The following is a 24773-nucleotide window of genomic DNA, read 5'->3' as shown; positions in this document are numbered from 1 at the left end:
CGCCCCACAGAACGCGGAGCAGACGCGCCTGAGGTGCGAGTGGGGCGCAGGCTCTGGAGATAGGGCCGCATCGCGGTTAGGTGCGGACTGCCTGGAAGCCGGAGTCGTCACCGAGGTGGAAGTAGATATGCCCGTTGAGGGTGCGGTTGTCGGTCAGCATGGCCCAACCGCGGCCGTTGACGGGGTCGCCTTCGTCGTTGCCCTCCCAGGTGAACTCGACGCAGCCTTTCCCGTCGCGGGTGGCTTGGCGGCAGTCCATCCACCCCTCGACGGCGATGAATCCGAAGCGTCCGGTTTGGTCTCCGTCGAACTCGATGTAGGCGGGCTCCACCAGATCGATGGTGTCGCTGTCCCAGAGGTCCATGCTCACGATCCGCCACCGACCGGTCAGGCTCGTCGGACTTGCGCTGCTCATGTTGGGGACGGTAACTGACGCGGATCGCGTTGTTGTTTAGTTCGGGCTATAGTTGCTCGGTGCCTCCCGAACCGGCCCGCCGCTGGGCGATCAGGACGACAACCGACGTGCGTGACTGGCTGCGTGCGCTTCGCCAGGCCGACCCGGACACATACCGCTCGGTGAACGTCGCCATCGACATGCTCGCCAAGGTGGGCCCAGGGCTGGGGTGCCCGTTGGTCGACACATTGCAGGGTTCGAGCGTCAGCAATCTCAAGGAGTTGCGACCCCAGGTCCGGCCGTGATGTCGCGATCCGGGTTCTGTTCGTCTTCGATCCCTGGTCGCAGGCGGTACTGCTGGTCGCGGGTAACAAGGCCGGTGAGTGATCGGGGTGGTACAAGGTGGCGATCCCGGCAGCGGAGGTCGCCTACGAGGGCTGGCTGGCCCTCGAAAGAAAACGGCGGGAGGCGCCATGACCGAGTTTCACGACTGGGACGACATCCGTACCGAACTGCATGACGGGGACGACACCGCGCTGGCTGAGGAGCGCGCGCGTACCGAGGCATGGATCAGCGCCGTTCACCTCGCCGAGGAACGCAAGCGGCTGGGGCTCACCCAGCGTCAGGTCGCCGACCTGATGGGGGTAACACCGGGCCGAGTCAGCCAGATCGAAAACGGCGACCTGGACGTTAACGAGGTCGCGACGTTGAGCCGGTACGCGCGGGCGTTGGGCGCCCGGATGCGGATCATCTTCGACTACGGAAACGACCTTCGCCAGATCGCCTGAGCTGTCCCGGCCAGACCCTCATCAGACCCTCCGAAGGCTGCGTGATCTGGCCATCCCTACCGCCAACGGATCACCAGCGACGATCAGGACCGGTTCGCATTCTGCCGCGTCCGGCCCACAGCAAGCGCGTCCCCAACGAGGTCCGGGACGCAAAGGCAGGCGAAGGCTGGAGAGCGTCGCCGCCGCCCCAAGGCATGTGGCGCGAACCGTATGTCGTCGCTGACCTGCCCCCAGACTCGCCCATCGCTGGGCGAGGAGGAGATCTCACCAGTTCGGGCCATCCAGTTTCGCCTGCCTGTCGCCTCGATGACAGAGGCGGGCGGCGATCTGCGCTTGGCACGAGGGTGGGCGCATGTCTGTCATCTCCTCCCTCGGCCGCCGTGCGGCGGCCGTTGTACTGGCGGCGGCTCCGGCCGTCCTTCTCATCGGGGCGCCGGCCCAGGCCGCGATCCCGTCCGGATCCGGCTGGTCGACGTCCTGGCGCTACTACAGCACCAACAGCTTCGAATTCGAAGCCACGCTTCCCGGGGTTAAGGCCTCCGGCTTCGGGGTCGACGTCAACGGCGAGCGCGGCGCGATGGTCACCCTCACCGACACCGCCAACGACAACCGGTGCGCCCGGGTGGTCATGTCGGTTCCCGGTTGGGGCACGCTCGGCGCGGACACCGTCTGTACCACGGGCGACTCGGCGACCGTTGGCGACTTCAACGCCAAAGCCGAGGGGTACATCTACGTCACCATCTACCGCATGTACGTCTTCGGCGGGGACTGGGACAAGATCACCACCTTGGTCATCCCGCCGTCGAAGGACGACCCTGGGCTGCGGACGGTCGACACCGGCGCGTCGTGGAAGTACACATCGGGTTCCTCGTTCACGTACCAGGTGCGACGGCCGAACGTTTTCCTCACCGGCAACGGCCACCACCAGGGCAACAGCCGCTCGGCCTGGAGCGCGGTGCAGAAAACGTCGACCGACATCTTCATCTGCGCATCGGGCAAGGTGTCCGGCCCCGGTGCCACCAAGAGCGGCCAGACGTGCGCGAACAATGGCGTGCAAGCCTTCAACCAGGACGGGTTCACCAATGGCATCAGCGTCGAGGCGTGCAGCGTGCCGGCCTGGAGCGCCAAGCTGTGCCTCTCGACAATCGTGAGCAAGCCGATGTGACCGGATGGCATGACGCCCGGGTCCGCCGGCCGCGGCCGGCGGACCCGGCGCCGACAAAGCCTCCGTCGGCGTCAGCATCAACCACCGCGGCTACCCGCGGCCGCCGTGACGCCATCCGCACCGGCAACGGGACGCCGGCCACGGTCAGAGGCTGTTTCGCATTCCGCCGTGTCAGGCCCATCTCGTCTGCTACACCATTGCCGTCGGGGCGGGCGCGCCCTTGACCGGCTGTAGGCCGGAAATGCGTTAGTGATTCGCATCCGGCAGCACGTTTCCCTCGTACGGCGTACCGCCGCTTGCCGCCAGACGGGTACGCCGTAAGTTGTCCGGGTGCCGTCCCTCGCCGCTCACCTTCACACCCTGAGCCTGGACCAGCTCACCAGTCTTGTCGCGACCCGTCGCGACGCGACCCTCGAACCCGCGCCGAAGACCGCCGACCAACTCGCCGCACGGCTCCTGCACCCCTCGTCGATGGCGGCCGGCTGCGCGTTGCTCACCCTGCCGCAGCTACAGGTGGGCGAGGCCGCCGCCGCGCTGGGCGACGGGTGTACCGCCGTGCGGCTGGCGACGCTGCTGGGCGTACCGGCGGACGACCCGGACCTGGCCGCGGCGCTGCGCCGGCTCACCCAGCTCGCCCTCATCTGGCCGCACGCCGACGGCTTCGCCGCGGCACAACTGAGCGTGGTCTGGCCGCACCCGCTGAATCTCGGGCCCGGCGCCGCCGAGCTGCTCACCACACACAACATGACTGAGCTGCGCAGGCTGGCGAAGCTGTACGGCATCCCGGCCGCCGGCCACGGCAAGAACGAGTTGATCGCCGCGCTGGCCGGCTGGCTGGCACAGCCGGATAACGTGCGCCGCCTCGCGGCGCAGGCCCCCGCCGAAGTCCGTGTCCTGCTCGACATGCTCGCCCGCCGCCCGGCCTCGCCCTTTGGTATGCGAGGAATCATGTTCGGCGCACCCGGGATGCCGGTACCGTGGGCCGCCGAGCGTGGTCTCGTCGTCAGTTCCGGGTGGGGCAGCTGTGATATGCCCCGCGAGGTCGCTTTCGCGCTGCGGAGCGACTACGTCGCTCCGTTCGACCCGCGGCCACCCGCCGTATGTGTCACCCCGGTCGAGCCAGAGGCTGCCGAACAGGAGGCCGCAGCCGCCGCTGTCGAGACCCTCGCCGCGATCACCGCAACCGTCGAGACCATAAGCAGCGGCCCGGTGCCCTTGCTCAAGACCGGCGGCCTCGGCGTACGCGAACTTCGCCGGATCACCAAGTCGTCCGGCTACGACGAGGACCGCACCCGCTTGACTATTGAACTGCTCGCCGCCGGTGGCCTCACTGATGCCTCTGCCACCGGTCTCGCACCCTCCATGAGCTACGAGGAGTTCGCCGCGGCCGATCCCGCCGACCAACTGCTCGACATCGTTCAGACCTGGCTGACGATGCCCGCGTGCCCGCTCGCGCCGGCCGACCCGACCGCGACAACAACCCGTGTCCTCTACTGGGACGAGGCGGAGGAGATCGCCTTGGCCGGCCTGCGTGCCCTGATCTTGCGCACTCTCGTCGACACCGTTCCCGACGGGCAGGCTGCCGACCCCGGCACACTCGCCGACCGGCTGTCTTGGCAGAGCCCAGTCCTGACCGACCCGATCGACGAGGACTTGCAGCGATACGTCACGGGCATCTGGCGGGAGGCGCATCGGCTCGGCCTACTCGCCCAGGGAACAACGACCAGACTCTGCCGCAGCCTAGTGATCGGTGACTTCGACGCGGCCTATCGGCACGCCCAGGCCATGCTGCCCGGCACCCGAAGCTCGGCGATATTGCAGAACGACCTCACCGCGGTAGTGACCGGCATCCCGTCCGCCAATCTCCTGGCCCTGCTGGACACCGCAGCCGCGCCAGAGTCCCGCAGCGGCGCGTGGACCTGGCGTTTCTCGCCGGCCAGCATCCGCGCCGCGCTCGACGCCGGTAACAACGCAGCGGACCTGCTCACCCAGATCACCGAGGTAGCCGAAGGCGGCCGCGTACCCCAAACACTCGCCTACCTGATCGACGACGTAGCCCGCCGGTACGGCCGGGTTCAAGTGCACCCAACCGGCTGCTGCCTGTGCAGCGACGACGAAACCCTGCTCACCGAAATACTCAACACCCGCTCACTTCAGACCCTGCACCTGGTCCGGCTCGCCCCGACCGTGGTCGCCAGCGCGAAACCGCAGGCCGAAACGCTGGCCGCACTACGCGCCGCGGGCCACGCCCCCGCCGCATTCCGCACCGACGGCGGTCCGGCGATCGAGATCCCGCGACGTCGCCACGCCGCTCCACCACCCAACCAGCCAGACAGCGGCGGCATGGCCGCCTTACCACAACTGAACGACCCGGCGCAGGTCGCACGGGCCTTGCTCGGCAAACGCTGACGCCTTGACTCCGGGCTGTCGCAGAATTGGAAGGCCCAGGACGCAGTCCGACCGTCAAGCCGGGTGTCGCCACCGTTCGAGGACGCGGTCGATGTCGTCGCGAATCCGCTCCCGGGCCTGCTCACGTGGCACACCGGCCATCAGCAGTTCGTCGTACTCGGTGTCCTCGTGCCGTACCGAGGCGATCACGGCCAGGGTCACGGCGTCGGGGTCGAGCGCCCGACCAGCGGCGCTACGCCCCACCCGGCCGCTGCTGCGGGTACCGGTATGTCGGCTGATCGCCGCTGCCCGCCGCGGCGGGCAGCCGGGAAACAGCCGGCCGATCTGTTCGGCCAAATCCTGCTGGAACCGCTCGTCCGCGACCTCTCGCCGCTCCCGGTCCCGATCGCGGCGGCGGGCACGGGCCTCCTCATCGGACAGGCACTGCTGCTCCGCCTGCTCGACCGCGGCGTCCTCGACCAGCAGTCCCTGCCGCTCGTAGCGCTTGCGGGAGCGGCTGAACCGCACCACCACCGCCGAGAGCCGGCTGGCCTGTTTCGCACGACGGGTCAGTGCCGCGTCGCCGGCTGGCAGGAACACCAGGTGATCGAGGTCCGCACAGGTGAGGCAGGCTGGCCCGGCATCCTCCATCATCAGCATGTCGGCGTCGGTGCGCCCGCAGCCGACGCAGGTGAACACCTTCAATGGCTGCACCACCACCAGGTCCGGTGGCTTGCTCTGCCGGGTGGTCAGCCGCTCCCGCTGCCGCTCCGGCAGGTCCGCCGGCATCCAATGAGTGCGGTAGGTGAGCTCGAGCGCGGGATCACCGGCGGCGGTGAAGCGCAGCGGCCGCCGGTCGCGCGTGGCGGCCAGGTACTCGACCTCGCTGGGCCGCAGGCCACGGCCGGCCACCCAGCGGCGGAACACCTCCAGCGCGTCGGCGATCCGGTCGGCCGACACCGCCGAGATGGCCTCGAGGTGCGGCGCGCGGCCCTGCCGCCAGTCCGTCACCCGCCCGAGCGGCACCCAGCCCATCCCAGTCAGCACATCGAGCGGGCTCACGTAACGCTGGCGGGTCAGCGCCTGCTCGGCGGCGGTCACCACCCGGCGCTCCATCTTCGAAGCGGGCTGCACGGACGGCAGGCTACCCGGTGCGACGCTCAGCCGGCGATTGGATCGAGTCGTGCCGCCAAGCCATGGAATGCCACGACGCCCTGCCTGGGTACCGTGACTTCCTTGGCTTCGCCGCTGAGATCGGCGTGCCGCCGCTTGGACTCCACCTGGGGTTATGGGTAGACCCTCCTGACGCAGCGTCACCAGCCGCGGGGGGTCGGGCTTTGAGATCTAGGACGGTTAGGGTTGATATACCGCCCACTCTCCAAGATCTCGCATCGTGCGCCGTGCGTATCGTCGCGGCGGTCACTCACGGTCACGGCACCTCGATTCGATCTGTCGCCGCCGCCTCAGAGCGGGGCGTTGTGGACAAACGGCGACCGCGCGCGGTACGACCCGGGGTGAGCGGGACCAGCGGCGGACGGGTGAGGCCGCGGGAGCAACGGCATGGACCACGACGGACGTCGCGGTAGCTCAAATCTGCTCTTGAACTGAGGTTTCGGGGCCGCCGCGCTCCCTGGACAAGGTCGGGTGTTCTTCCGGTGGTCGTCAGAGCGGTGCGATGAGTTTCCGCGTGCTGATTCGTCTCAGTTGACGACTCGAAGGGAGCGGGAATGCGGATCAAGGTCAACGGTGTCGAGTTGTGCGTGGAGACCTCCGGAGACCCGGCGGATCCGCCGGTGCTACTGGTCGGCGTCACCGTGCTGAGCTGGCCGGACGAGCTGTGCGCGGCGCTGGCCGGGCGGTACGTGGTGCGCTACGACCTGCGCGACGCCGGCCAGTCGACGTTCGTCGACCCGGACGCGCCCGCCTACGACCTGCGCGACCTGGTGACCGACGCGTCCGAGCTGCTGGTGGCGCTGGATCTGGGGCGTGCGCACGTGGTCGGGATGGGCGTCGGCGGTTTCGTCGCGCAGCTGCTCGCGCTCGACCATCCGGATCAGGTCGCGTCGCTGACGTTGGTCTCCACCCGTCCGGTCGCGCCCGGTCCGGTCGATCCCGACCTGCCCGACCATGCGCCGGAGGTGATGGGGCAGCTGTTCGGGCGTCCCCAGCCGGACTGGACCGATCGGGACAGCGTGGTCGACTACATGACTGATGGCGCGCGGCTGATGGCCGGGTCGCGAGGATTCGACGAGCAGGACGTGCGCGCGGCCATCGGGTCGGTCTTCGACCGCGCGGGACGGACGGCGAAGGCGCAGCGTGCGAGCCACCTCGGCAGCATGTTCGCGGCCATCGACTGCCAGCCGCGGTGGCGCGAGCGGCTCGGCGGGATCACGGCGCCGACCCTGGTGGTGCACGGGGACGAGGATCCGTTCTTCCCGCACGGAAACGGGGTGGCGCTGGCCGCGGAGATCCCGGGCGCCACGCTGCTCACACTGCCCGGCATCGGTCAGGGCCTGCCGCGCGTGACGTGGCCGGCCGTGGTGGACGCCCTGTTGCGCCACACGTCCTGACCGCCGCTCTGGCCCGAGGGAGCGTGCGGCGTTGACCATCTGGTCGAGCGCTCGACCGGCGGGCGCTCCAGCTTCGCAGCGGGCCGCATGGCGGCAGGCATCCCGGCCCGGTCAGCAACGCGATCGTGGTAACCACCGGCGTTCCCTCGTTCGGGGCACCTGGGCCGGCGGGTCTGGTTGGTAGCTTTTTTGGGTTCGTGTCGTCGGGTGGGGGCAGTGGTCGATGGGCAAGAACAGCCGCGAACGGCACAAGGCCAAGCGGAAGGCCGCGGCGTCGGCACAGCGTCGAAGGGCCGCCGGGACGGCCGGCACTGACGATCCGTTGGGCATGTTCGGCGTGCCACATGTGCCGTCCCAGCGTCGGATCGCCGAGCAGATCATCGACGAGGCGGTCCATGCCCACGACCGGGAAGACACCGACGAGCTCGATCGCTGCCACGCTCTGCTGTCCGCCGGTCCTGGTGGTGCTACCGGCATCCAGGTGGTCAACCGCGCCTTGCTGGCCTCCCTGCTACGCGAGGTCGAGCGCGCGTGGCGGCGCGGCTGGCAGCCGGCCGAGCTGGCACGGGTGGCCCGCCGCCAGCACACCACGCGGCACGGCCGGCTCGTGGTCGACGCCATCGCGGCGCAGATGCGGAGTTACTCCAGGGCGGCCGTCCACCAGCAGTGGCAGTCGCAGTTGTCCACCCTTGACGCGCGGGTGTGGTGGGAGCACGACGACCACTACGTGACCGCGTGGGGCGAGCGGGAGGGCGTCGACCGCGCTGGGATGATCATCACCGTCATCGAGGTGCTCCATCTGCTCGCGACGTTGCCGCCGATCGCACCGGTTGGCCCTATGCCGGGCGATGCCGTCGCCGCCGCGGTGACACCCACCACCGACCTCGATCAGCGGTTGATCTCTCGGGTCCGTGCGTTGCTGGCCAAGGCGGAGTCGACCGAGTTCCCTGAGGAAGCCGACGCCTTCACGGCGAAGGCACAAGAGTTGATGGCCCGTCATCGCATCGATCACACCCTGCTCGTCGCGAAGACGGGCGTCCGTGATCAGCCATCGACCCGCCGCGTGATCATAGACAATCCGTACGAGGCGCCCAAGACATTGCTGCTACAGGTGGTCGCGGAGGCTAACAACTGCCGCGCGGTGTGGACGAAGGCGTTCGGCTTCACCACCATTGTGGGCTTCGCGGCCGATCTGGAGTCGACCGAGCTGCTGTTCACGTCACTGCTCGTACAGGCGACGAGGGCGATGACGCAGGCCAAGCCGAGCGTCGACAGGAGTGGGCACAACACGACCCGTTCGTTCCGGCAGTCATTCCTGACGGCATACGCGTCGCGAATCGGCGAACGGCTCAGCTCCGCCGCCGAGGAGGTCGTGGAAAGGGAAATGACCGCGTCGGCGGGCGCCGCCCAGCTGCTGCCGGTGCTCGCCGCGCGTGACGACGCGGTGCGTGCCGCCTTCGAAAAGCAGTTTCCCGACCGGACACGACAGACGACAGCCGTCAACAGCCGGGCCGGCTGGGCCTCGGGCCGGGCGGCGGCTGACCAGGCCTCGCTGCACGGGCGGCAGGCTGTCGCACACCAGTGATCGGCTGTGTCAGGCCGGCGCCGGGGAGCGACTGCCACACGGAGACGGCGATGTGGTGTCAGCCGGTGCGGCGGTTGCCCCATCGACGCTGACTCTGGACCGAGTCACGACCGCCCGGATACCCGCCCTGACGTTGCGACTGCGGCTGTGCCGACTTGCCCTTGCCCTTGGCACGCCGCTCGGCCCGGTTGGCGAAGACGGGAACGTCCGGCGTCTCCTCACCAGCGCCCGAAGCCTCGTCGGGCTCACCGTCTGGCGGCGTGGCGGTCTCAGGCATCGAAGCCTCCTGGAATAGCTCGGTGCGGCGGCGCGGACGACGCCGACCACAGCGTAACCCGCCGGTCAGCGCGCGGCGGCGCCGTGGCGGCGCGCCGCCTCACATTCCGATGGGCTGCGCCGTCGTACGCACAAAGGAGGAAACAGATGACTGACTTCCAGACCATCGCGGACCGCGTCGAGATCGAGGCGCTGCGCGGCGAGTTCAGCGACGCGGCGATGATGCGCGACCGCGTCCGCCTGGCGTCGCTGTTCATACCGGACGGCGCGCTGCGGATGCCCAACATCCCGGCCGAGCTGATCGGCCGCGAGGAGATCCGTGCCGGGGGCGAGCGCCTTCAGGCCCAGTGGGACTTCTTCGTGCAGAACACGCACCCCGGCACGATCCAGCTCGACGGCGACACAGCGACCGGCCGCACGTACATCCAGGAGATCGCGCGCACGCTCGACGGCCGCCAGGGGATCAACTTCGCCATCTATCACGACCGCTACCAGCGCACCCCGGAGGGCTGGAAGTTCGCCGAGCGGGTCTACGAGGTCAGGTATCTCGACGAGAGCCCGCTGGCGGGCTCGGCTCCCCGAGGTACCAGATCGTCCACAGTGGCCTAACTGGCGAGCGGGAACGAGTGGTGCTCATGGGTGACCACCCACCTGCCGTCCCGCTTGTGCAGGCCGAGCGTCAACCGCAGCCGGTTGGCGGGGTTGGCGGCGAACTCGTCCGCCGTGCCGCAACGCAGCAGCGCGTAGGCGAACGCGACCTCCTCGCCGGCGGTCACGTCCAGCGACTCGATGTCGAACGACGCCCCCTGCGCCTGCCACTCGAAGAAGGGCGGCCACGTCTCACGGTAGGCGTCGATCCCCCGCACGCCTTCGTGCGGCGGCGGCACGTCGAACATCACGATGTCGTCGGCGTGGTCGGCGAGCACGGCGTCGAGGTCGCCGCGGTGCACGGCCTCGGCCCAGCGTTCGATTAGGGTGCGGATCTGTTGTTGGTTGGTGGCCATGTGGGCTCTGTCCTTCCGGTTGCCATGTCGGTCAGGACTACAACCCGGGCCACCCGGCAAACTCATCGCGCGCCGGCGGGTCGTTTTCGGCGAGTTGAGCCGGCAGGCCGAAGCTGGTCAGGTCGGCTTCCAGAAACGAGACGACCTCGGCCACCCGCCGGCCGCGCAGCATGACCAGGTCCAGCCCACAGGGCATGAAGGCGGAGCGGGCGTCGTCCCACATGTACGTGCCGAACGCCAGCTGCCCGTTGGCCCAGACAGGCAGGAAGCGCCAGCGACGCCGGAGGACCCCGTCGAGGAGGAAGCCGCGGATCCCGTCGTGGCCCGTGTACCAGGCCGTGAGCGGCGGCATCGAGTACCGCGCGTCCTCGGTGAGCATGGCCACGATGCCCTCGATGTCGCCGGCCTCCCACGCCGTCGCGTACCGCCGGGCGACCTCCCGCTGCCCCGCGTCGCCGAGCGCGTCGAGGGTGCGTGCCTGGCTGGCCTCCGGCAGCAGGTCGGCGAGGACCTTGCGCGCGCGTTGCAGGGCGCTGTTGACGGCGGCGACCGAGGTGTCCAGCAGGCCGGCGGTTTCGCTCGCCGGATAGCCGAGGACCTCGCGCAGCAGGAGGACGGCCCGCTGCCGGGGCGACAGGTGCTGAAGCGCGGCGACGAACGCCAGCTCCACACTCTCCCGCGCGATCACCCGGGCCTCCGGGCTCAACCCCGCGGTCCAGTCCATCAACCGATCCGGGAACGGTTCGACCCATGCCGCCTCGACCAGCGGCGCGCCCTCCGGGCTCATGTCGGTGGGCAGCTCCCGCCGCTTCCGGCGCTCGACGAGCGTCAGCGCGCGGTTCGTCGCGATCTTGTACAGCCACGGTCTGATGTGCCCGCCGTGGTCGTCGAACCGCGCCAGGCTCCGCCACGCCCGATCGAGGGTGTCCTGGACCGCGTCGTCGGCGTCGTGGAGCGAGCCCAGCAGCCGGTAGCAGTGCGCACGCAACTCCCCGCGCAAGGGCCCGACCAGGCGCCCGAACGCGTCGCCGTCACCGGCTCGCGCCGCCTCCAGCAGCTCCGCCGTGCCGCGCCCGGCATCCGTGCCCTGTCCCATCAGCGCGAGGCTACGCCACCTCCGGCGGCTGGCGGCTGGGGATGAGCGTGGGAGGCCGAACCGTGCGAGCCGAAGCGCTCGACGAGATGGCGCACATGGCCGTCTTCCTGGCCCCCGACCGGGCGAGCGGGATGACCGGCACCACCGTCAACCTCACGATGGTCAGTCTCGACGACTGACCGCCGGGGATGGGACCATGCCGCTATGGCTGGTCCCGATGGTTTCGAATATTCGGTCCGCGCGGATGGCACCGTGCTCATCCGGCACCGGGGTCGGCCCGCCACCACGGTGCGCGGCGGCCGGGCGGCGGAGTTTCTGGCCGAGGTCGAGGAGGGCGACCCGCAGCAGGTCATGGCGCGGTGGACCGGGCAGTATCGCCGCGGCAACGAGCGCACGGCCAAGCACCACCCGCGCAACGCCGGCCGCTGAGCCGCCGCTCAGGTGAGCACGACGCGCGGGATCGGTGCGGTGTCGGCGTTCCACGCGGGCATCGGGCGCACGCTGCGCACCGGGCGGCGGGCCGGGCGGGTGCTGCGGGCTGGGCTCGACGCCTGCCGCACGCGCAGCGCGGCCGAGAGTGCCTCGCTGTCGAGGCTCCGCTTGGCGGCCACGGCGACCTCCGCCGCACGCCACGCCGCACGTTCTACTTCGGACAGTGTTTCGCACGCGCGGCGCAGCCGGTCGCGTCGGGCGACGCGCAGGCGGGTCTCCTGCTCGAACGGGTGGCGACGCGGATCCCATCCGCCCCGACCGGCGATCACGTCGCCAAACTCTTCTGCCGTAAGGTCTCCGCGGCGGTAGGCGGTCGCGGCGGCCCGCTCCAGGTAGCGACGGCGCGCCACGAGCTCATCCACTGTGGATGGTGTATCCGGTACACCAAAGGCCTCCGCCTGAATTGACCGTCGCGCCGCCTCGGTCGCGTCGTCGTAGGCCCGCCACGCGGCCTGCTGGGTGCGTGACACCGCGGCCCACTCGGCGCGCCGCCGCTCCGCCGTGACCGCGGCCCGGCTCGCCGCGACGGCGACCTCCTCCGCGTACCGGCGCAGCTCGGCCTCGCGCGCGGCGGGTGACTCGCGCCGCGCCCTGACCCGCCGCTCAGGTCGCGGCCGGGTCCGCCGCCAGCGGCGCTGGGCGGACACCGCCATCGCCACGAACGGGGCCGCGCCGATCACGATGAGCGCCAGCCAGATGAGGGCGGCGCCACGGACGTCGATCAGGAAACCATGGAAGTCGATATTCACGGAATACACCTCACCCACGGGATAGAGGGGTAACGGGAGGAGGGTCGTGTGCCGGGGGTCAGCGAGCCGGCCGCGGCGGGGCACGCTGGCCCGTCGCCGACCGGTCGGCACTGGTGGCCGTGACCTGCCCGGCGGGCACCGGCGCCTGCGCGACCCGCGGCTCGGCCTCGGGCGCGACAGCGGCGGGAGCCTCGGCCACGGCCGCCGCATCGATCTCTGTGGACACTCCAACCTCGACGCAGACGCTCACCGGCGTCGACACGTCGGGCGGGGTGGCCGCGTGGGCGGACCCCGGAATGGCCAGCACGCCCAGGAGGGCGAGACCCACGGCCAGACGTCCGCGCAGGCGACCCCGCTCGCGGCGGGTGGGCGCGGCGTCGGACATCCATACACGTTATCGCAGTCGGGAACCGGACACGCCACAACGCCGTCAAAAGGAGATGACCATCGCACCCGGCTTTCGCGCGGCTGCCGCCGCATCCCTGTTTTTGCTGGTCGCGTGCGCCCAGGATGGCGGTAACAGCACGCTACCGGCCGGCGCGCCGGAGCCGCGCGACCCGGACACCGTCGCGCTGCGGATCGACCACACCGGCGGCTTCACGACTCCGGGCGACAACGTCGCACGGTTACCCATCGTGACGATCTACGGCGACGGGCGCGCGATCGTCCAGGGCCCGCAGCCCGCGATCTACCCCGGTCCGGCGCTGCCCAACCTCCAGGTGATCAAGATCTCGAGCGCGGACGTGGACAAGCTCGTCGCCCGCGCCACTGGCGCCGGTGTCGGCACCGCCAAAGACCTGGGACAGCCGCCCATCGCCGACGCGCCCTCGACGCGCTTCACCGTCGGCGCCGAGGGTGGTCCGGCCATCACCGAGGTGTACGCGCTGAGCGAGGCCGACAACGCCAGCGGCCTGACCGCCGACCAGGTGGCCGCCCGCACCAAGCTGCGTGACCTACTCACGGCGGTCAGCGACCTGCCCACCACCCTGGGCATCAAGGCCGGTTCGGAGCAGGCGTACGAGCCGGTCACGCTGGCGGCCATCGCCTCGCCGTACGTCGCGCCCGACCCGGCCACCGTCGGCAAGGAGCAGACGGCGGTCGCGTGGCCCGGGCCGGCACTGCCCGGCACCTCGGTCGGCAAGGGCCTGGAGACCGGCTGCGTCACGGTCACCGGCGCCGACACCGCCAAGGTGCTCGCCGCGGCCGGCAAGGCCAACGCCGCCACACCGTGGACATCGGACGGTCGCAAGTGGACGGTCATCCTCCGCCCGCTCCTTCCCGACGAGGCCGGCTGCGCCGACCTGCTCAACCGGTAGGAGCGCGCCAAGGTCTCCGTGAGCGTCGGCGGGCCCACGGAGACCCTCGTGCGCGCCGTGCGTCAGAGCTGGCACTTCCAGATGCCGGGCTTCGGCGCCTTCTCCTCCGGTGACCCGTTGGCGAGCACGGTCAGCTCGTGCCCCACCTCTTGTGCCCACACCGCACCCTCGCCGATGACGGGCACCGGGATCGCCTCGCCCTTCGGACCTTTCCGGTCGGGGTCGGCCGTCGGCACCGGCCCTCGCCGGATCCGGCCGTCGACGTAGGTCAGCACCGTCGGCGACCACCCGGTGGGCACCGTGAGGGCGCTGAACCAGCCGGTGTTACCGACGGCGTTCAGGGTGTCGGTCGGCTCCCCCAGGATCTGGGCGGGGCCGCCCTTGAGCCTCCAGCGCACCGGTGCCATCTCCTGGGTCTGGAAACCCTTGTCCATCTTGGCGCGGACGACGAACCCCAGGACCCAACCGTCGTGAACGGTGAGCGCGCCGCCGCCGTCCCAACCGGTCGGCACCTTCAGCTCGCGGGCACGGCCCTCCTTGGTCCAGAGGTACGGCCGGCCGGGCTGGTGCTCGCCCTTGAGTTTCCCGACCACCGGCCGGGTCTCGCCCACCACGGTGCCGTCGGCGCCTATCCCGTGCGCGAGCGCGTTTTCCGGAGCGGCGAGGACGCGTGGCCTGTCCAGTGCGCCAGCCGGCCACACGACGGCGTGCCACCGGTCGCCCGATCGCGCCGTGCCGACGACATCCCCACGATCGTTGAGCGCGCTCGCCGAGGGATCCTGGAAGCCCTTCGGTGCCGCCAAATTCACGAACCGGCCGTCCCGATACAGCCACACCTGCGCCGGCCGCTTCGGGTCCCCGGTCCGCATCAGCCACGGGCTCCCGAGGACATCGCCCCGGCTGTTGACCGCGACGGCGGCCGAGTCTCCGACCGGCACGCCACTGAGCACCGTGGGAACCTTGTCCTTCCAGAGCACCGCCTGTGCCGCCACCTCCTCCTGGCTGGCCCGGGCATATCCGACGGCATAGCGGCCGGAACCGTCCGCGCCGGCCACCCCACCGGTCGTGGCCCCGGGCGGGAGCGCCAGCGTCTCCACCAACCGGCAGGACACGGGGCGGTCGTCCGCGACCAGTTCCACCGGGTCATCCCGGCGCAGCGTCGCGGCGGCCACCGCGGAGGTCCCGGTGACGATCACCGTCACGGCCGCGGCCACCGCCGCGCGGCGGCTGATCGTCTGGCGACGGCCGGTGCGCCGGGCGCGCTCCACGTCGGAGCCGATCGGCGGGACGTCGGTGTCCCGCATCAACGTACGCAGGGCCTCGCCGGCCCGCTCTTCATCCCACTGCATCTTTCCTCCCCGGTGTGTGAATCTGAACGTCGAGGAGATCCCGCAGGGCGGCCAGGCCTCTGCTCGTGTGGCTCTTGACGTTGCCGGGCGAAGTGCGCAGCGCCGCCGCCACGTCGTCGACCGACATGTCGCAGGCGAAGCGGAGCACGAGCACCGTGCGCTGCGCCCGGGGCAGCCGGGCGAGCGCGGTGCGCAGCGAGTCCCGCTCCTCGACACCGGCCGGCGGCGAGGCGGCGACGCGTTCCGGTGGCTCGGACATCAGCCGCACCCGCGCCCAGCCGAGCCGCTTTTCGGCCAGGTAGGCCCGGACGAGCATCCGGTGCACGTACGCGTCGAGGTTGTCCGCCTCTCGGGCACGCCGCCACTTTCGGTAAAGCGCCGTCATCGTGGCCTGCACGATGTCGTCGGCCCGATGCTGGTCGCCGCACATCAGGTACGCGGCGCGGTGCAGTACGGGTCGGCGTGTGGTCACGAACTCGACGTACTCGCGCTCTTCCTCACCTCGCACGGAACCCTCCCCATCTCCTCACTCCGGAGATGCGGTCGCCGCCGCGTGCGGTTGCAGTGTGGATCAGTCGGGCAAATCGGAAGCAGGCCATGGATCGGACCAGCCCAGCAGCTCGGCCAGCCGCGCGTTGTACGGCACGAAGTAGTCACGCAGCGCCCGAGCCACCTCCTCCGGCGGCCCGCCCCGCTCCACGCGCCGGGTGTGCTGGGCGAACCGCGGCGGCAGGAACGGCTCCAGGTCGAGAAACTCCAGCAGCTCCGCGTACGTCGTCGCGGGATCGGCGTAGAAGTCCTCGCTGCGCACGACCATGATGCGGTCGCGCGGCACGTGGCGAAACCACCGCTCCAGCTGCTCGGCGTACCGCCCGCGGGCCGCGTACGAGTACCGGCGGAGCACCGTGTGGGCGGCCCGGCTGTCCGGACCGGCGCGCAAGGCCCACGCCAGCCGGTCGTGCTCGGCCGCGATCGCCTCGGCGAACGTGAGCGACTCCGCGCCGTACGAACGGGTTTGCAGGTAGTGCGAATACGCCCGTTCGACCGGGTCGCGCAGCAGCGCGATGTACCTCCCGTACGGCAGTGTGGCCGCCGCCCGCTCGGCCGCGCGCGGGTGGAAGAGGTAGTACGGGCTCGCCTCGAAGCTCAGCCGCCCGGCCATCGGCGCCGGGAAGTGCCCGCGGTACCAGCGCTCTCCGCGTCCATAGTGGATGCTGAAGAACTGGATCTCCTTGCCGGTCGCGGCACGGACCTGCGGGTGCTCGGCGAGGTACCGGTGCAGCGATGTGGTGCCGCACCGCTGGCCGCCGATGACGAGGAAGTCGGGCAGCGCGCCGGGGGCGACCGCGCGCGCCCAGGCCCGCGTGCTGCGCACGGCCCGCCGCACGGTGTCGACGGTGGGGCGGCGGCTCATGACACCCACGCCGCTACCATCCGTAGCGCCATGGTCACCTCCCGAACCGTCCCGGAACGGACGGCTCAGAGTCTGCCATACAACGGCGTCAGCGCTGCCTGTTGATCGCCGATCCGGCCAGCCCCACGAGCGCCTCGCGCGCCTCGACGGGGATCGGGGCGTCGGCGAGGGCGGCGACGGCCGCGTCGGCGCGTACCCGGATCATCTGCTCGATGCGCTCCAGGGCGCCGGTGTCGACGATGATGGCGCGCAGCTCCTCGGCGCCGCCGGCGTCGAGATCGGGGTTGCCGAAGAGGTCGCGCAGCCGGGCGGCCTGCGCCCGGTCGGCGCCGCTGCGCGCCAGCGCCATCATCACGGTCGGCTTGCCCTCACGTAGATCGTCCAGGATGGACTTGCCGGTGAGCGCGGGATCGCCGAAGACGCCGAGCACGTCGTCGCGGAGCTGGAACGCGTCGCCGAGCGGGTCGCCGAACGCGGTGTACGCGGCGTGCAGCTCCTGGCCTCCCCCGGCCAGCCCGGCGCCGATCTGGAGCGGCCGGGTCACCGTGTATCGCGCGGCCTTCATCCTGATCACGGTGAGCGCGCTCGCCACCGAGCCGTCGCCGACCCCGGAGACCAGATCGAGGTACTGGCCGGCGATCACCTCGGTGCGCATGTGCGCGAAGACGCCGTATCCGCGGTGGATCTGCTCGGGCGGCAGGCCGCACTCGTGGAACATCTGGTCGGCCCACGCCGCGCAGAGGTCGCCGCAGAGCAGCGCGGTGTTGCGCCCGAAGGAGGCCGAGTCCCCGCGCCACATCGACTTGGTATGCAGCTCCGCGAAGACCTTGTGCACGGACGGCTCGCCCCGGCGCCGGTCGCTGCCGTCCATGATGTCGTCGTGGATGAGCGCGAACGCGTGGAACAGCTCCAGCGCCGCGGCCGCGACCACCACCTCGGGACGGTCGAGGCCGCCGGCGCCGCGCCAGCCCCAGTAGCAGAACATCGGCCGCAGCCGCTTGCCACCCGCGAGCACGAACCGCCGCAGCGTCGCCAGCACCCCGCGCGGCGCGCCGTCCGGCCAGTCCGGGTCCTGCCGGCCGATGAACGCCGCGAGCTCGGCGTCGAAACGCCTGCGCAGATCGTCCAGTTCGGACTCCCGGGCGACCTCGACCGTCATGGCTTCAGCCCGGCCAGGCTGAGCAGGAAGCGCTTGACCTCCGTCGCCGCGAGGTGTGGGCGGGCGGCCGAGCGGTCCGAGCAGATGAGCACCGGCGCGTCGTTCGGGTGGGCCGGGAGGCGGCCGTGCGTGCCGCGCACCGCCTTCGCGCCGGCGTCGAGGCCGACCGCACTCATCAGGTATCGCATGCCGAGCTTTTTGCGGGCCAGAGCGGCGCCCGCCCGCCGCTTGGCCGCGCCCGGATTGGCCGGGTCGAAGAAGAGCTCCGCGGGGTCGTAGCCGGGCTTGCGGTGGATCTCGACAAGGCGGGCGAAGTCGGGAGCGCGGTCGTCGTCGAGCCAGTAGTAGTACGTGAACCAGGCGTCCGGCTCGGCCACCAGCACCAGCTCGCCGGAGCGCTCGTGGTCGAGCCCGTGCGCCGCCTTGCCCGCCTCGTCGAGCACCTCGTCGACACCCTCCAGATTGGAGCAGAGCTTCGCGACGGCGGGGATGTCGGCCGGGTCCTTGACGTACACGTGGGCGATCTGGTGGTCCGCGACGGCGAACGCCCGCGAGGTCCACGGGTCCAGGTACTCCATACCGTCCTGTGTGTACACCCGCAGGAAGCCCTCGCTACGCAGCGTCCGGTTGATGTCCACGGGGCGCCGGGCGTCGGTGATGCCGTACTCGGAGAGGGCCACCACCGTCGCGCCCCGTGCGGCGGCCGCGTCGAGCAGCGGCGCGAGCACTCGGTCGAGTGCCGACGCGGCGGCGGCCGCCTTCGGCGCCGACGGCCCGAAGCGCTGGAGGTCGTAGTCGAGGTGCGGCACGTACACGAGGGTCAGGTCGGGGTTGTGGTCCGCCATGATCTTCTCGGCGGCCTTGCAGATCCACTCCGACGACGGCAGGCCGGCCGTCGGGCCCCAGTAGGTGAAGAGCGGAAAGCCGCCCAGCGCGCCGACGAGGTCGTCGTGCAGCTCGGGCGGATCCGTGTAGCAGTCGGGCTCCTTGCGCCCGTCGGCGTAGTAGATGGGGCGCGGCGTGACCGTCCAGTTGACGTCCGCGCCCATCGCGTACCACCAGCAGACGTTGGCCACGGTGTAGCCGGGCTGGGCCTTGCGGGCCGCGTGCCACAGCTTCTCGCCGCCGACGAGTGCGTTGTGCTGGCGCCACAGCAGCACCTCGCCGAGGTCCCGGAAGTACCAGCCGTTGCCCACGATGCCGTGCCCGGCGGGTGTCTCCCCGGTCAGAAACGTGGACTGCACGCTGCACGTGACCGCCGGCAGCACGGTGCCGAGCGAGGCGTGGAAGCCGGCGTCGGCGACGGCCTTGAGCTTCGGCATGTGTGCCAGCAGCCGGGGCGTCAACCCCACCACGTCGATGACGACCAGTGGCGTGGTCATCGTGCCTCCTCATTCATCAGGGAACGGGCGAAAGCCAGCTCCGCCGCGATGCCCGCGGCCACGTCGGCGTCCGTGCGCGGCCGCTGTTCTTCCGGTAGTACACCCCAGGTGTACGTCTCCACGTCGAAGTGGTCGCAGTATTCACCCGCCAGGAGCTCACGCATCGCGGTGCGCAGGACCGGGACGGTGGAGGTGAGCGGCGCGGCCGGCTCGGCGTGCAGCGGCACGTGGTAGTGCACCCGCCAGGGGCCCTTGAACTCCCGCTCCAGCGCCTCGTCGAGGTCGTCGGCCGCGTCTCCGTGCGCGGAACGGGTCTGGTGCAGGAAGCGCGGCTCGACGTACCCCCGCAGCACGTCCGCCGCGGCGACCGGGTCCGCGGCCTCCAGCGCGGCGGAGACCTGCACCTTCACGATCGGCAGGCCAGCGGCCCGGAGCCGAGCCAGCGCCTCGACCGGCTCCTCCCAGGCGCAGGCCAGGTGGGCCAGGTCGAGGCAGACGCCGAGCCGATCGGTGTCCACACCGGACAGCGCGGCGGCGGCCTGCGCGGTGTTTTCCACGACGCAGCCCGGCTCGGGCTCGAAGGCGACCCGCACCGGCCGGCCGGACCGCTCGGCGATCCCGGCGAGGCCGGCGGCCAGCTCGTCGAGCGTGCGGTTGGCGGCGTCCGCGCGGCCGGAGTCCCACGGCTCCCGCCAGGCCAGCGGCAGCGTGGAGATCGAGCCGCGCGCCGCCCGGTCCGGTAGCAGGTCGACGAGCACACGAGCGAGGTTCAACGTGTAGTCGAGCCGGCGGCGGTCGGTCCAGTCCGGGTAGTAGACGCCGAGCTTGACCACCGGCGCCTGAAACGCCTCGTACGGGAAGCCGTTGAGGGTCACCACTTCCAGCCCGCGCGTGTCCAGCTCGCGGCGCAGGCGCTGCCGCAGCGCGGCGTCGGTGGCCAGCTCGGCGGCGAGCGGAGCGGCCAGCCACAGCCCCAGCCCGAGCACGTCGGCGTCGAGGTGGCGGCGGATGGCGGCGGCGTACGTGTCGAACTGCCGCACGATCCCGTCGAAGTCTTCCGCCGGGTGCACGTTGGTGCAGTAGCTCAGGTGCATCAGCTGCCTCCCCGGAGGATGGAGTTGCCGGCGAAGGTCGCTTCCTTCTCCTCCACATCGGACAAGTCGAGCCGGCCGGACTGGCCGTAGAACGCAACGGGGTTGCGCCACAGCACGAGGTCGACGTCGTCTTCGCTGAAGCCGGCGGCGAGCATCGCGTCGGCGGTGGTGCGGGTCAGCAGCGGGTCGGAGCGGCCCCAGTCGGCGGCGGAGTTGACAAGCATCCGCTCCAGCCCGTACTCCTCCAGGATCTTCACCATGCGCGGCGGCGACATCTTGGTATCCGGGTAGATGGAGAAGGCCAGCCAGCACCCGCTGTCGCGGACCAGCCCGACGGTGACCTCGTTGAGGTGGTCGATGACGACCCGCCCCGGGTCGATGCCCGACTCGGCCACGACCGCCAGGCTCCGCTCGGTGCCCCGCGCCTTGTCGCGGTGCGGCGTGTGGACCAGCGCGGGCAGCTCGTGCTCCACCGCGAGGGCGAGCTGCGCGGCGAAGACCTCGTCCTCCTCGGGCGTCATCGAGTCGTAGCCCACCTCGCCGACCGCGACCACGCCGTCCTTCTCCAGGTAGCGCGGGAGGAGGTCAAGCACCTCGCGGCAGCGCGGGTCGTTGGCCTCCTTGGGGTTGAGCGCGATCGTGGCGTGGTGACGCACGCCGAACTGGCTGGCCCGAAACGGCTCCCACCCGACCAGCGAGTCGAAGTAGTCGGTGAACGAGCCGGCGCTCGTCCGCGGCTGCCCGAGCCAGAACGCCGGTTCGACGATCACGGTGATGCCGGCGGCCGCCATCCGCTCGTAGTCGTCGGTGGTCCGCGAGGTCATGTGGATGTGCGGGTCGAAGATGCGCATCAGAGTCCCTTCAACCGGTCGAGCAGGGCGAGCGCGTCGGGGGCCATGTCGCGGCCGGCCGCCCGGCGCTCCTCGACGAGGCCGGCGAGCATCGTGGCGAGCTCGGCGTCCGCGCGCTCGTCAAGACTGTCCACACTGGAGAGCGGCACGCCCATGAAGACGCATTTGAGCACCGCCTGCCGCCAGGCCGCGTCGTCGAGGTGCCGGGCGTACGGCCCGAGTGCGGCGGCCACCAGACGCGTGTCGTTGGTGCGGATCGCGTCGCGCAGCAGTGGCACGCCCTCGTCCGCGATGGGCAGCAGCGGCAGCGCCTTGAGCACGGCCCGCTTTTCGGCCGCGTCGCCGTAGCGGTACAGCCCTTCCGCCTCGGCCACGACCCGATCCTTCGGTAGCGCGGCGAGCAGCAGCGCCCGCGCCGCCTCGTCGGTGGTCCAGCCGGATGGATCCGCGAGCGGCTCGCGCCCGACCCGGCGCCCGGCGGCGGGAAAGAGCCGCCCGATCGCGCCTGGATCCGCCGCTACGCGCTCCAGCGCCTCGCCGAGCCAGCCCTGCGCGGGTACGGCCGCCCGAAGCTCGGTCACAGTGGTCACGAAGCCTCCCCATCCCGCTCTGCCTTGCGGAGGAACTCGATGGAGTGAGCGGCGACCGTGGGCGCGGCGTGCGAGTGGCGGGGCAGCTCGACGGCGACCAGGCCGCGGTAGCCGGCCTCGGTCAGCGCCCGCAGTACCGGTGGGAAGTCGATCTCGCCGGTGCCGAACTCCAGGTGCTCGTGCACACCCCGGCGCATGTCGTCGATCTGCACGTTGACGAGGTGGTCGGCCACCGCGGTCACGCACTCCGGCACGGACACCGGCTCCAGACACCGGCAGTGTCCGATGTCGAGCGTGATGCCGAAGCCGGGCGGGGCGCCGAGGTCGGCGTGCAGCCGGCGCCACGCGGCGATGTCGTCGACCAGCATGCCGGGCTCGGGTTCGAAGCCGAGCGTCACGCCGGCCGCCGCGGCGAACTCCACGATCTCGGCGCAGCCGCGCACCAGGCGGCTCCACGGGTCGACGACGCCGGCCGGTGTGACGCCGGACCAGAACGAGACCGCCTCGGCGCCCAGGTCGGCACCGACGCGTACGGCCCGGCGCAGGAACTCCAGGCGCTTGCCCGGCTCGTCGTGCAGCAGCGTCGGCGCGTGCTTGTGCCACGGGTCGAGCAGGTACCGGGCACCGGTCTCGATGACCGTCGACAGGCCGAGCCGGTCCAGTGTGGACGCCACGTCGTCGGTGCGGCGCGCCAGGTCGGGCCCGAACGGGTCGAGGTGGTCGGTGTCGAGCGTCAGCGCCACGCCCTCGTAGCCCAGGTCGGCGATGACCGCCAGCGCGTCGGTGAGCCGATGGTTGGCGAAGCCGTTGGTGCCGTACCCGAATCGAAGCGTCATGTCGGTGACACCATCCGGGCGAGACGGCGGGCGAGCGGCGCGATGGCGGCGACCACCACGCCGGCGGCCGGTGCGCCGGCACCGGCGGCGAGCGCGCCCTGGAGCGGTGGCAGGCCGGTGATGCCGGCGCCGACGGCCGCGCGTACCCGGGCGGCGGACGGGTCTGCGGCGACCCGGGCCTGTGCGGCGCCGTAGCCGGCCGCGTACCAGGCGGCGAGCGCGCCCGGCACCGCGGCGGCCGCACCCCGCCCGTTGCGCGCGGCGGGCAGGCCGGCCGACAGCGCCACCGCGGCCGTGCCGGCCAGGGTGGCGGCGGGCAGCGTGCGGTCGGCGCCGGAGACCTCACGGCGGGAGAGCGCCGTCACCGTGTACGTGTGCGCGGCGACCGTCAGCGCCGCCGGCAGCGCCCGGACCACGTTGCCCCGCGACGCGCCGAGCAGCACGTCGAGCCCCCGGCAGGCGGCCATGACGGCAGGGCCGGCGGGGGTGTTCTTGGCCCGCAGGTCGTACGCCCACACCGCGCCGGCCAGCGGGAGTGCGACGGACAGCGCGCGGCGGCCGCCGGCGAGAGCGGCGAGCGCGACGCCGGCGGCGGTCAGGCCGGCCGCGACACCCAGCGCCTGCGGCGGCGTGACCCGGCCGGACGGGATCGGCCGCTCCGGGCGCTCCACCGCGTCGAGCTCGCGGTCGGCCCAGTCGTTGGCGGCCATGCCGGACCAGTAGAGGCACACCGACGCGGCGGCGAGCCCCGCCGTGCGCGGCCCGAGCACGCCTCCCGCCGCGGCGCCCGCGACGACGTCGCCGGGCACGGAGAGCGCGGCCGGCGCCCGGACCAGCTCGGCGAACGCACGGAAGCTAGGCATCGGCGAGCCCGCGGACGAACGACGCCAGCAGCGCCCACTGCTCGGCCAGCGCGTGCGGCACCGTGCCAGCCGGCGCTCGCTCCGCTCGCGCTGGGTCCTGGGCAGATCCGGCTTCGTCCGTCCTCGCCGCTTCGCTCCTCGGATCGGATGTCGCCGGCCCCAGGACCGCACCCAGCGGGTCTTTGAAGAAGAACGCCAGCTCGGTCAGCGGGCCGGTGCGGCCGGACTTGTGCGCGGCGGCGGTGAGCCGGGCCAGGTCGAGCACGAGCGGCGCGGCGAGCGCGGAGTCGCATCCGTGCCAGGTGAACTCCATCCGCATCGACGTGCCGAGGAAGCCGCTGAACGTGATGAGGTCCCACGCCGTCTTGAAGTCGCCGATGTCGTCCACGTACTCGATGCGGGTGTTGCCCTGCGGCTCGTAGCCGAGCGTCTCGCCGAGCACGCGCTGCTTGCTGGTGGCCTTGGCCGCGTTGGCGCCCGGGTCGGCGAGGTTGGCGCCGTCGCCGCCGCCCAGCAGGTTGGTGCCGGACCAGGTGCGCACCCGCAGGTGGCGCATGGCGAACATCGGCGCGAGCACCGACTTGACGAGCGTCTCGCCGGTCTTGCCGTCGTGCCCGGCGTACGGGACGGCGTGGCGGTGGGCGAGGCTGTCGAGTGCCGGCAGCCGGGCACCGGTCGACGGGGTGAAGTCGACGTACGAGCAGCCGGAGGTGAAGGCCGCGTAGGCGTAGAGCGAGCTGGCCGGCAGCACCGTGCCGGGCTCGCCGAGCGCCTGCCGCAGCGCGTCGGCGTCGGCGTGCGCGGGGTGGGCGGCCGCAGCCGGCTCGGTGGACGAGACATTGACCACCACTACGCGTTCCAGGCCGTGGCGGAAGCGAAACGCGGCGATGTCTTCCGCGATGAGCGCGGCGGTCTCGAGCTGGGTGGCGGCCGCCGGCACCGGGCGGATCTCCGGCTCGACGGCCGCCAGCTCGTCGGTGAGCGCGGCGACGAGGCGCGCGGGCACCACGCCGGCGTCGGCCAGCGCCTCGGCCTTCTTGCACAGCCGGGTGGACGCCGGGTCGTGACCGCCGAAGACCAGGTCGGTGAGGGCTGGCAGCGCCGGGCTGCGCAGCTGCTCCAGCTCGGTGACGCAGCCGGTGGGGTCGGCCAGCCCGGCCTTGATCGCCGTCGCGCCAACGATGCTGGTCACGGCGACTGAACCGCGCCCGCCAGCGAGCCATACACCTGTCGCCATAGTGACCTCCCAACCTTGATTAGATACCAGACGATCATTCCCTACCCGGGCGTGCTAGAGGTCGTCTGGGGAAACGTGTAGCGATGCTTTTGGGCCCCGCCCACCCGCCTGCCGAGATGGCACCACCGCGACGGCGTCGGAGTCGGCGGCAACGACGCTGTCCCGGCCCGGCGGG

At 71.5% G+C, this 24773-nt stretch carries 25 protein-coding genes and 2 pseudogenes; 9 read left to right on the top strand and 18 right to left on the bottom strand.

What is annotated here, in order from left to right; translation table 11 throughout:
* Positions 1-76: 76 nt before the first annotated feature.
* Positions 77-415, bottom strand: a complete 339-nt coding sequence (locus ACTMTJ_RS26435) for a hypothetical protein (protein ID WP_441220488.1) — start codon at positions 413-415, stop codon at positions 77-79.
* Positions 416-474: 59 nt separating this feature from the next.
* Between ACTMTJ_RS26435 and ACTMTJ_RS26430 the strand changes: the two are divergent.
* The 4 genes and pseudogenes from ACTMTJ_RS26430 to ACTMTJ_RS26415 all read left to right on the top strand — a co-directional run bounded on the left by ACTMTJ_RS26430 (position 475) and on the right by ACTMTJ_RS26415 (position 4756).
* Positions 475-871 (top strand): annotated as a pseudogene (locus ACTMTJ_RS26430) (type II toxin-antitoxin system RelE/ParE family toxin).
* Positions 868-1182 carry a helix-turn-helix domain-containing protein gene (locus tag ACTMTJ_RS26425; protein ID WP_441220486.1) on the top strand — a complete coding sequence of 105 codons (315 nt, stop codon included), beginning with the start codon at positions 868-870 and terminating at the stop codon, positions 1180-1182. The pseudogene ACTMTJ_RS26430 and the gene ACTMTJ_RS26425 overlap by 4 nt, the downstream one beginning before the upstream one ends.
* A 352-nt stretch (positions 1183-1534) precedes the next feature.
* On the top strand, positions 1535-2347 hold the full coding sequence (locus ACTMTJ_RS26420; RefSeq protein WP_441220484.1) for a hypothetical protein: 813 nt from the start codon (positions 1535-1537) through the stop codon (positions 2345-2347).
* 471 nt (positions 2348-2818) lie between these two features.
* Positions 2819-4756, top strand: coding sequence for a helicase-associated domain-containing protein (locus ACTMTJ_RS26415; protein ID WP_441220482.1), 1938 nt, complete (start codon positions 2819-2821; stop codon positions 4754-4756).
* Positions 4757-4810: 54 nt separating this feature from the next.
* Here the strand turns inward: ACTMTJ_RS26415 and ACTMTJ_RS26410 are convergent, their stop codons facing one another.
* Positions 4811-5869: a DUF2293 domain-containing protein gene (locus ACTMTJ_RS26410; protein WP_441220481.1), complete on the bottom strand. Its 1059-nt coding sequence runs from the start codon at positions 5867-5869 to the stop codon at positions 4811-4813.
* Positions 5870-6462: 593 nt separating this feature from the next.
* On the opposite strand from ACTMTJ_RS26410, the gene ACTMTJ_RS26405 reads away from it, so the two are divergent.
* Both ACTMTJ_RS26405 and ACTMTJ_RS26400 read left to right on the top strand, forming a co-directional pair.
* Positions 6463-7305 (top strand): alpha/beta fold hydrolase, encoded by an 843-nt coding sequence (locus ACTMTJ_RS26405; protein WP_441220479.1) that lies wholly within the window; start codon positions 6463-6465, stop codon positions 7303-7305.
* Between the two features lie 223 nt (positions 7306-7528).
* Positions 7529-8890 carry a DUF2786 domain-containing protein gene (locus ACTMTJ_RS26400; protein ID WP_441220477.1) on the top strand — a complete coding sequence of 454 codons (1362 nt, stop codon included), beginning with the start codon at positions 7529-7531 and terminating at the stop codon, positions 8888-8890.
* 58 nt (positions 8891-8948) lie between these two features.
* Here the strand turns inward: ACTMTJ_RS26400 and ACTMTJ_RS26395 are convergent, their stop codons facing one another.
* On the bottom strand, positions 8949-9167 hold the full coding sequence (locus ACTMTJ_RS26395) for a hypothetical protein (RefSeq protein WP_441220475.1): 219 nt from the start codon (positions 9165-9167) through the stop codon (positions 8949-8951).
* Positions 9168-9313: 146 nt separating this feature from the next.
* On the opposite strand from ACTMTJ_RS26395, the gene ACTMTJ_RS26390 reads away from it, so the two are divergent.
* The gene (locus ACTMTJ_RS26390) at positions 9314-9775 is read left to right on the top strand and encodes a nuclear transport factor 2 family protein (RefSeq protein WP_441220473.1); all 462 of its coding nucleotides are present in this window, start codon (positions 9314-9316) and stop codon (positions 9773-9775) included.
* Positions 9776-9780: 5 nt separating this feature from the next.
* Here ACTMTJ_RS26390 and ACTMTJ_RS26385 read toward each other — a convergent pair.
* Both ACTMTJ_RS26385 and ACTMTJ_RS26380 read right to left on the bottom strand, forming a co-directional pair.
* Positions 9781-10170, bottom strand: a pseudogene (locus ACTMTJ_RS26385) (nuclear transport factor 2 family protein); the annotation flags it as partial.
* Positions 10171-10207: 37 nt separating this feature from the next.
* Entirely contained in the window at positions 10208-11266 is a 1059-nt protein-coding gene (locus tag ACTMTJ_RS26380; protein WP_441220471.1) for a sigma-70 family RNA polymerase sigma factor, read from the bottom strand.
* A 204-nt stretch (positions 11267-11470) separates the two neighbouring features.
* Here ACTMTJ_RS26380 and ACTMTJ_RS26375 point away from each other — a divergent pair, with 204 nt between their 5' ends.
* Positions 11471-11695, top strand: coding sequence for a hypothetical protein (locus tag ACTMTJ_RS26375; protein ID WP_441220469.1), 225 nt, complete (start codon positions 11471-11473; stop codon positions 11693-11695).
* 8 nt (positions 11696-11703) lie between these two features.
* On the opposite strand, the gene ACTMTJ_RS26370 is transcribed toward ACTMTJ_RS26375, so the two are convergent.
* On the bottom strand, positions 11704-12507 hold the full coding sequence (locus ACTMTJ_RS26370) for a hypothetical protein (protein ID WP_441220467.1): 804 nt from the start codon (positions 12505-12507) through the stop codon (positions 11704-11706).
* A 58-nt stretch (positions 12508-12565) separates the two neighbouring features.
* Entirely contained in the window at positions 12566-12892 is a 327-nt protein-coding gene (locus tag ACTMTJ_RS26365) for a hypothetical protein (RefSeq protein WP_441220465.1), read from the bottom strand.
* 55 nt (positions 12893-12947) lie between these two features.
* Between ACTMTJ_RS26365 and ACTMTJ_RS26360 the strand changes: the two genes are divergently transcribed.
* A complete protein-coding gene (locus ACTMTJ_RS26360; protein ID WP_441220464.1) occupies positions 12948-13823 on the top strand; it encodes a hypothetical protein in 876 nt (291 codons plus the stop codon).
* A 62-nt stretch (positions 13824-13885) separates the two neighbouring features.
* Here ACTMTJ_RS26360 and ACTMTJ_RS26355 read toward each other — a convergent pair whose 3' ends face one another.
* The 11 genes from ACTMTJ_RS26355 to ACTMTJ_RS26305 all read right to left on the bottom strand — a co-directional run bounded on the left by ACTMTJ_RS26355 (position 13886) and on the right by ACTMTJ_RS26305 (position 24598).
* Entirely contained in the window at positions 13886-15172 is a 1287-nt protein-coding gene (locus tag ACTMTJ_RS26355) for a hypothetical protein (protein ID WP_441220462.1), read from the bottom strand.
* Positions 15159-15680, bottom strand: a complete 522-nt coding sequence (locus ACTMTJ_RS26350; protein ID WP_441220460.1) for a SigE family RNA polymerase sigma factor — start codon at positions 15678-15680, stop codon at positions 15159-15161. The genes ACTMTJ_RS26355 and ACTMTJ_RS26350 overlap by 14 nt, the downstream gene beginning before the upstream one ends.
* Before the next feature lie 63 nt (positions 15681-15743).
* Positions 15744-16586, bottom strand: coding sequence for a sulfotransferase family protein (locus ACTMTJ_RS26345; RefSeq protein ID WP_441220459.1), 843 nt, complete (start codon positions 16584-16586; stop codon positions 15744-15746).
* An 88-nt stretch (positions 16587-16674) separates the two neighbouring features.
* Positions 16675-17745 carry a polyprenyl synthetase family protein gene (locus tag ACTMTJ_RS26340; RefSeq protein ID WP_441220457.1) on the bottom strand — a complete coding sequence of 357 codons (1071 nt, stop codon included), beginning with the start codon at positions 17743-17745 and terminating at the stop codon, positions 16675-16677.
* Positions 17742-19127, bottom strand: coding sequence for an alkaline phosphatase family protein (locus ACTMTJ_RS26335; protein WP_441220455.1), 1386 nt, complete (start codon positions 19125-19127; stop codon positions 17742-17744). The genes ACTMTJ_RS26340 and ACTMTJ_RS26335 overlap by 4 nt, the downstream gene beginning before the upstream one ends.
* A complete protein-coding gene (gene eboE, locus ACTMTJ_RS26330) occupies positions 19124-20221 on the bottom strand; it encodes a metabolite traffic protein EboE (protein WP_441220453.1) in 1098 nt (365 codons plus the stop codon). Before eboE ends, ACTMTJ_RS26335 begins: the two co-directional genes overlap by 4 nt.
* Positions 20221-21072: a TatD family hydrolase gene (locus tag ACTMTJ_RS26325; protein WP_441220451.1), complete on the bottom strand. Its 852-nt coding sequence runs from the start codon at positions 21070-21072 to the stop codon at positions 20221-20223. The genes eboE and ACTMTJ_RS26325 overlap by 1 nt, the downstream gene beginning before the upstream one ends.
* The gene (locus ACTMTJ_RS26320) at positions 21072-21662 is read right to left on the bottom strand and encodes an EboA domain-containing protein (protein WP_441220449.1); all 591 of its coding nucleotides are present in this window, start codon (positions 21660-21662) and stop codon (positions 21072-21074) included. Before ACTMTJ_RS26320 ends, ACTMTJ_RS26325 begins: the two co-directional genes overlap by 1 nt.
* A complete protein-coding gene (locus tag ACTMTJ_RS26315; RefSeq protein WP_441220447.1) occupies positions 21659-22498 on the bottom strand; it encodes a sugar phosphate isomerase/epimerase family protein in 840 nt (279 codons plus the stop codon). Before ACTMTJ_RS26315 ends, ACTMTJ_RS26320 begins: the two co-directional genes overlap by 4 nt.
* The gene (locus tag ACTMTJ_RS26310; RefSeq protein ID WP_441220445.1) at positions 22495-23361 is read right to left on the bottom strand and encodes an SCO3242 family prenyltransferase; all 867 of its coding nucleotides are present in this window, start codon (positions 23359-23361) and stop codon (positions 22495-22497) included. Before ACTMTJ_RS26310 ends, ACTMTJ_RS26315 begins: the two co-directional genes overlap by 4 nt.
* Positions 23354-24598 carry an inositol-3-phosphate synthase gene (locus tag ACTMTJ_RS26305; RefSeq protein WP_441220443.1) on the bottom strand — a complete coding sequence of 415 codons (1245 nt, stop codon included), beginning with the start codon at positions 24596-24598 and terminating at the stop codon, positions 23354-23356. Before ACTMTJ_RS26305 ends, ACTMTJ_RS26310 begins: the two co-directional genes overlap by 8 nt.
* Between the last annotated feature and the right edge of the window lie 175 nt (positions 24599-24773).

It is taken from the genome of Phytohabitans sp. LJ34, from assembly GCF_052068095.1.
GTDB lineage: Bacteria > Actinomycetota > Actinomycetes > Mycobacteriales > Micromonosporaceae > Phytohabitans.
This window is presented reverse-complemented; position numbering and strand designations above follow the sequence as displayed.

What these genes read in the sequence shown, in the direction of transcription:
- ACTMTJ_RS26435 (WP_441220488.1), bottom strand. Translation starts at nt 415, where the DNA reads ATGAGCAGCGCAAGTCCGACGAGCCTGACCGGTCGGTGGCGGATCGTG.
- ACTMTJ_RS26425 (WP_441220486.1), top strand. Translation starts at nt 868, where the DNA reads ATGACCGAGTTTCACGACTGGGACGACATCCGTACCGAACTGCATGAC.
- ACTMTJ_RS26420 (WP_441220484.1), top strand. Translation starts at nt 1,535, where the DNA reads ATGTCTGTCATCTCCTCCCTCGGCCGCCGTGCGGCGGCCGTTGTACTG.
- ACTMTJ_RS26415 (WP_441220482.1), top strand. Translation starts at nt 2,819, where the DNA reads ATGGCGGCCGGCTGCGCGTTGCTCACCCTGCCGCAGCTACAGGTGGGC.
- ACTMTJ_RS26405 (WP_441220479.1), top strand. Translation starts at nt 6,463, where the DNA reads ATGCGGATCAAGGTCAACGGTGTCGAGTTGTGCGTGGAGACCTCCGGA.
- ACTMTJ_RS26400 (WP_441220477.1), top strand. Translation starts at nt 7,529, where the DNA reads ATGGGCAAGAACAGCCGCGAACGGCACAAGGCCAAGCGGAAGGCCGCG.
- ACTMTJ_RS26395 (WP_441220475.1), bottom strand. Translation starts at nt 9,167, where the DNA reads ATGCCTGAGACCGCCACGCCGCCAGACGGTGAGCCCGACGAGGCTTCG.
- ACTMTJ_RS26390 (WP_441220473.1), top strand. Translation starts at nt 9,314, where the DNA reads ATGACTGACTTCCAGACCATCGCGGACCGCGTCGAGATCGAGGCGCTG.
- ACTMTJ_RS26380 (WP_441220471.1), bottom strand. Translation starts at nt 11,266, where the DNA reads ATGGGACAGGGCACGGATGCCGGGCGCGGCACGGCGGAGCTGCTGGAG.
- ACTMTJ_RS26375 (WP_441220469.1), top strand. Translation starts at nt 11,471, where the DNA reads ATGGCTGGTCCCGATGGTTTCGAATATTCGGTCCGCGCGGATGGCACC.
- ACTMTJ_RS26365 (WP_441220465.1), bottom strand. Translation starts at nt 12,892, where the DNA reads ATGTCCGACGCCGCGCCCACCCGCCGCGAGCGGGGTCGCCTGCGCGGA.
- ACTMTJ_RS26360 (WP_441220464.1), top strand. Translation starts at nt 12,948, where the DNA reads ATGACCATCGCACCCGGCTTTCGCGCGGCTGCCGCCGCATCCCTGTTT.
- ACTMTJ_RS26355 (WP_441220462.1), bottom strand. Translation starts at nt 15,172, where the DNA reads ATGCAGTGGGATGAAGAGCGGGCCGGCGAGGCCCTGCGTACGTTGATG.
- ACTMTJ_RS26345 (WP_441220459.1), bottom strand. Translation starts at nt 16,586, where the DNA reads ATGAGCCGCCGCCCCACCGTCGACACCGTGCGGCGGGCCGTGCGCAGC.
- ACTMTJ_RS26340 (WP_441220457.1), bottom strand. Translation starts at nt 17,745, where the DNA reads ATGACGGTCGAGGTCGCCCGGGAGTCCGAACTGGACGATCTGCGCAGG.
- ACTMTJ_RS26335 (WP_441220455.1), bottom strand. Translation starts at nt 19,127, where the DNA reads ATGACCACGCCACTGGTCGTCATCGACGTGGTGGGGTTGACGCCCCGG.
- eboE (WP_441220453.1), bottom strand. Translation starts at nt 20,221, where the DNA reads ATGCACCTGAGCTACTGCACCAACGTGCACCCGGCGGAAGACTTCGAC.
- ACTMTJ_RS26325 (WP_441220451.1), bottom strand. Translation starts at nt 21,072, where the DNA reads ATGCGCATCTTCGACCCGCACATCCACATGACCTCGCGGACCACCGAC.
- ACTMTJ_RS26315 (WP_441220447.1), bottom strand. Translation starts at nt 22,498, where the DNA reads ATGACGCTTCGATTCGGGTACGGCACCAACGGCTTCGCCAACCATCGG.
- ACTMTJ_RS26310 (WP_441220445.1), bottom strand. Translation starts at nt 23,361, where the DNA reads ATGCCTAGCTTCCGTGCGTTCGCCGAGCTGGTCCGGGCGCCGGCCGCG.
- ACTMTJ_RS26305 (WP_441220443.1), bottom strand. Translation starts at nt 24,598, where the DNA reads ATGGCGACAGGTGTATGGCTCGCTGGCGGGCGCGGTTCAGTCGCCGTG.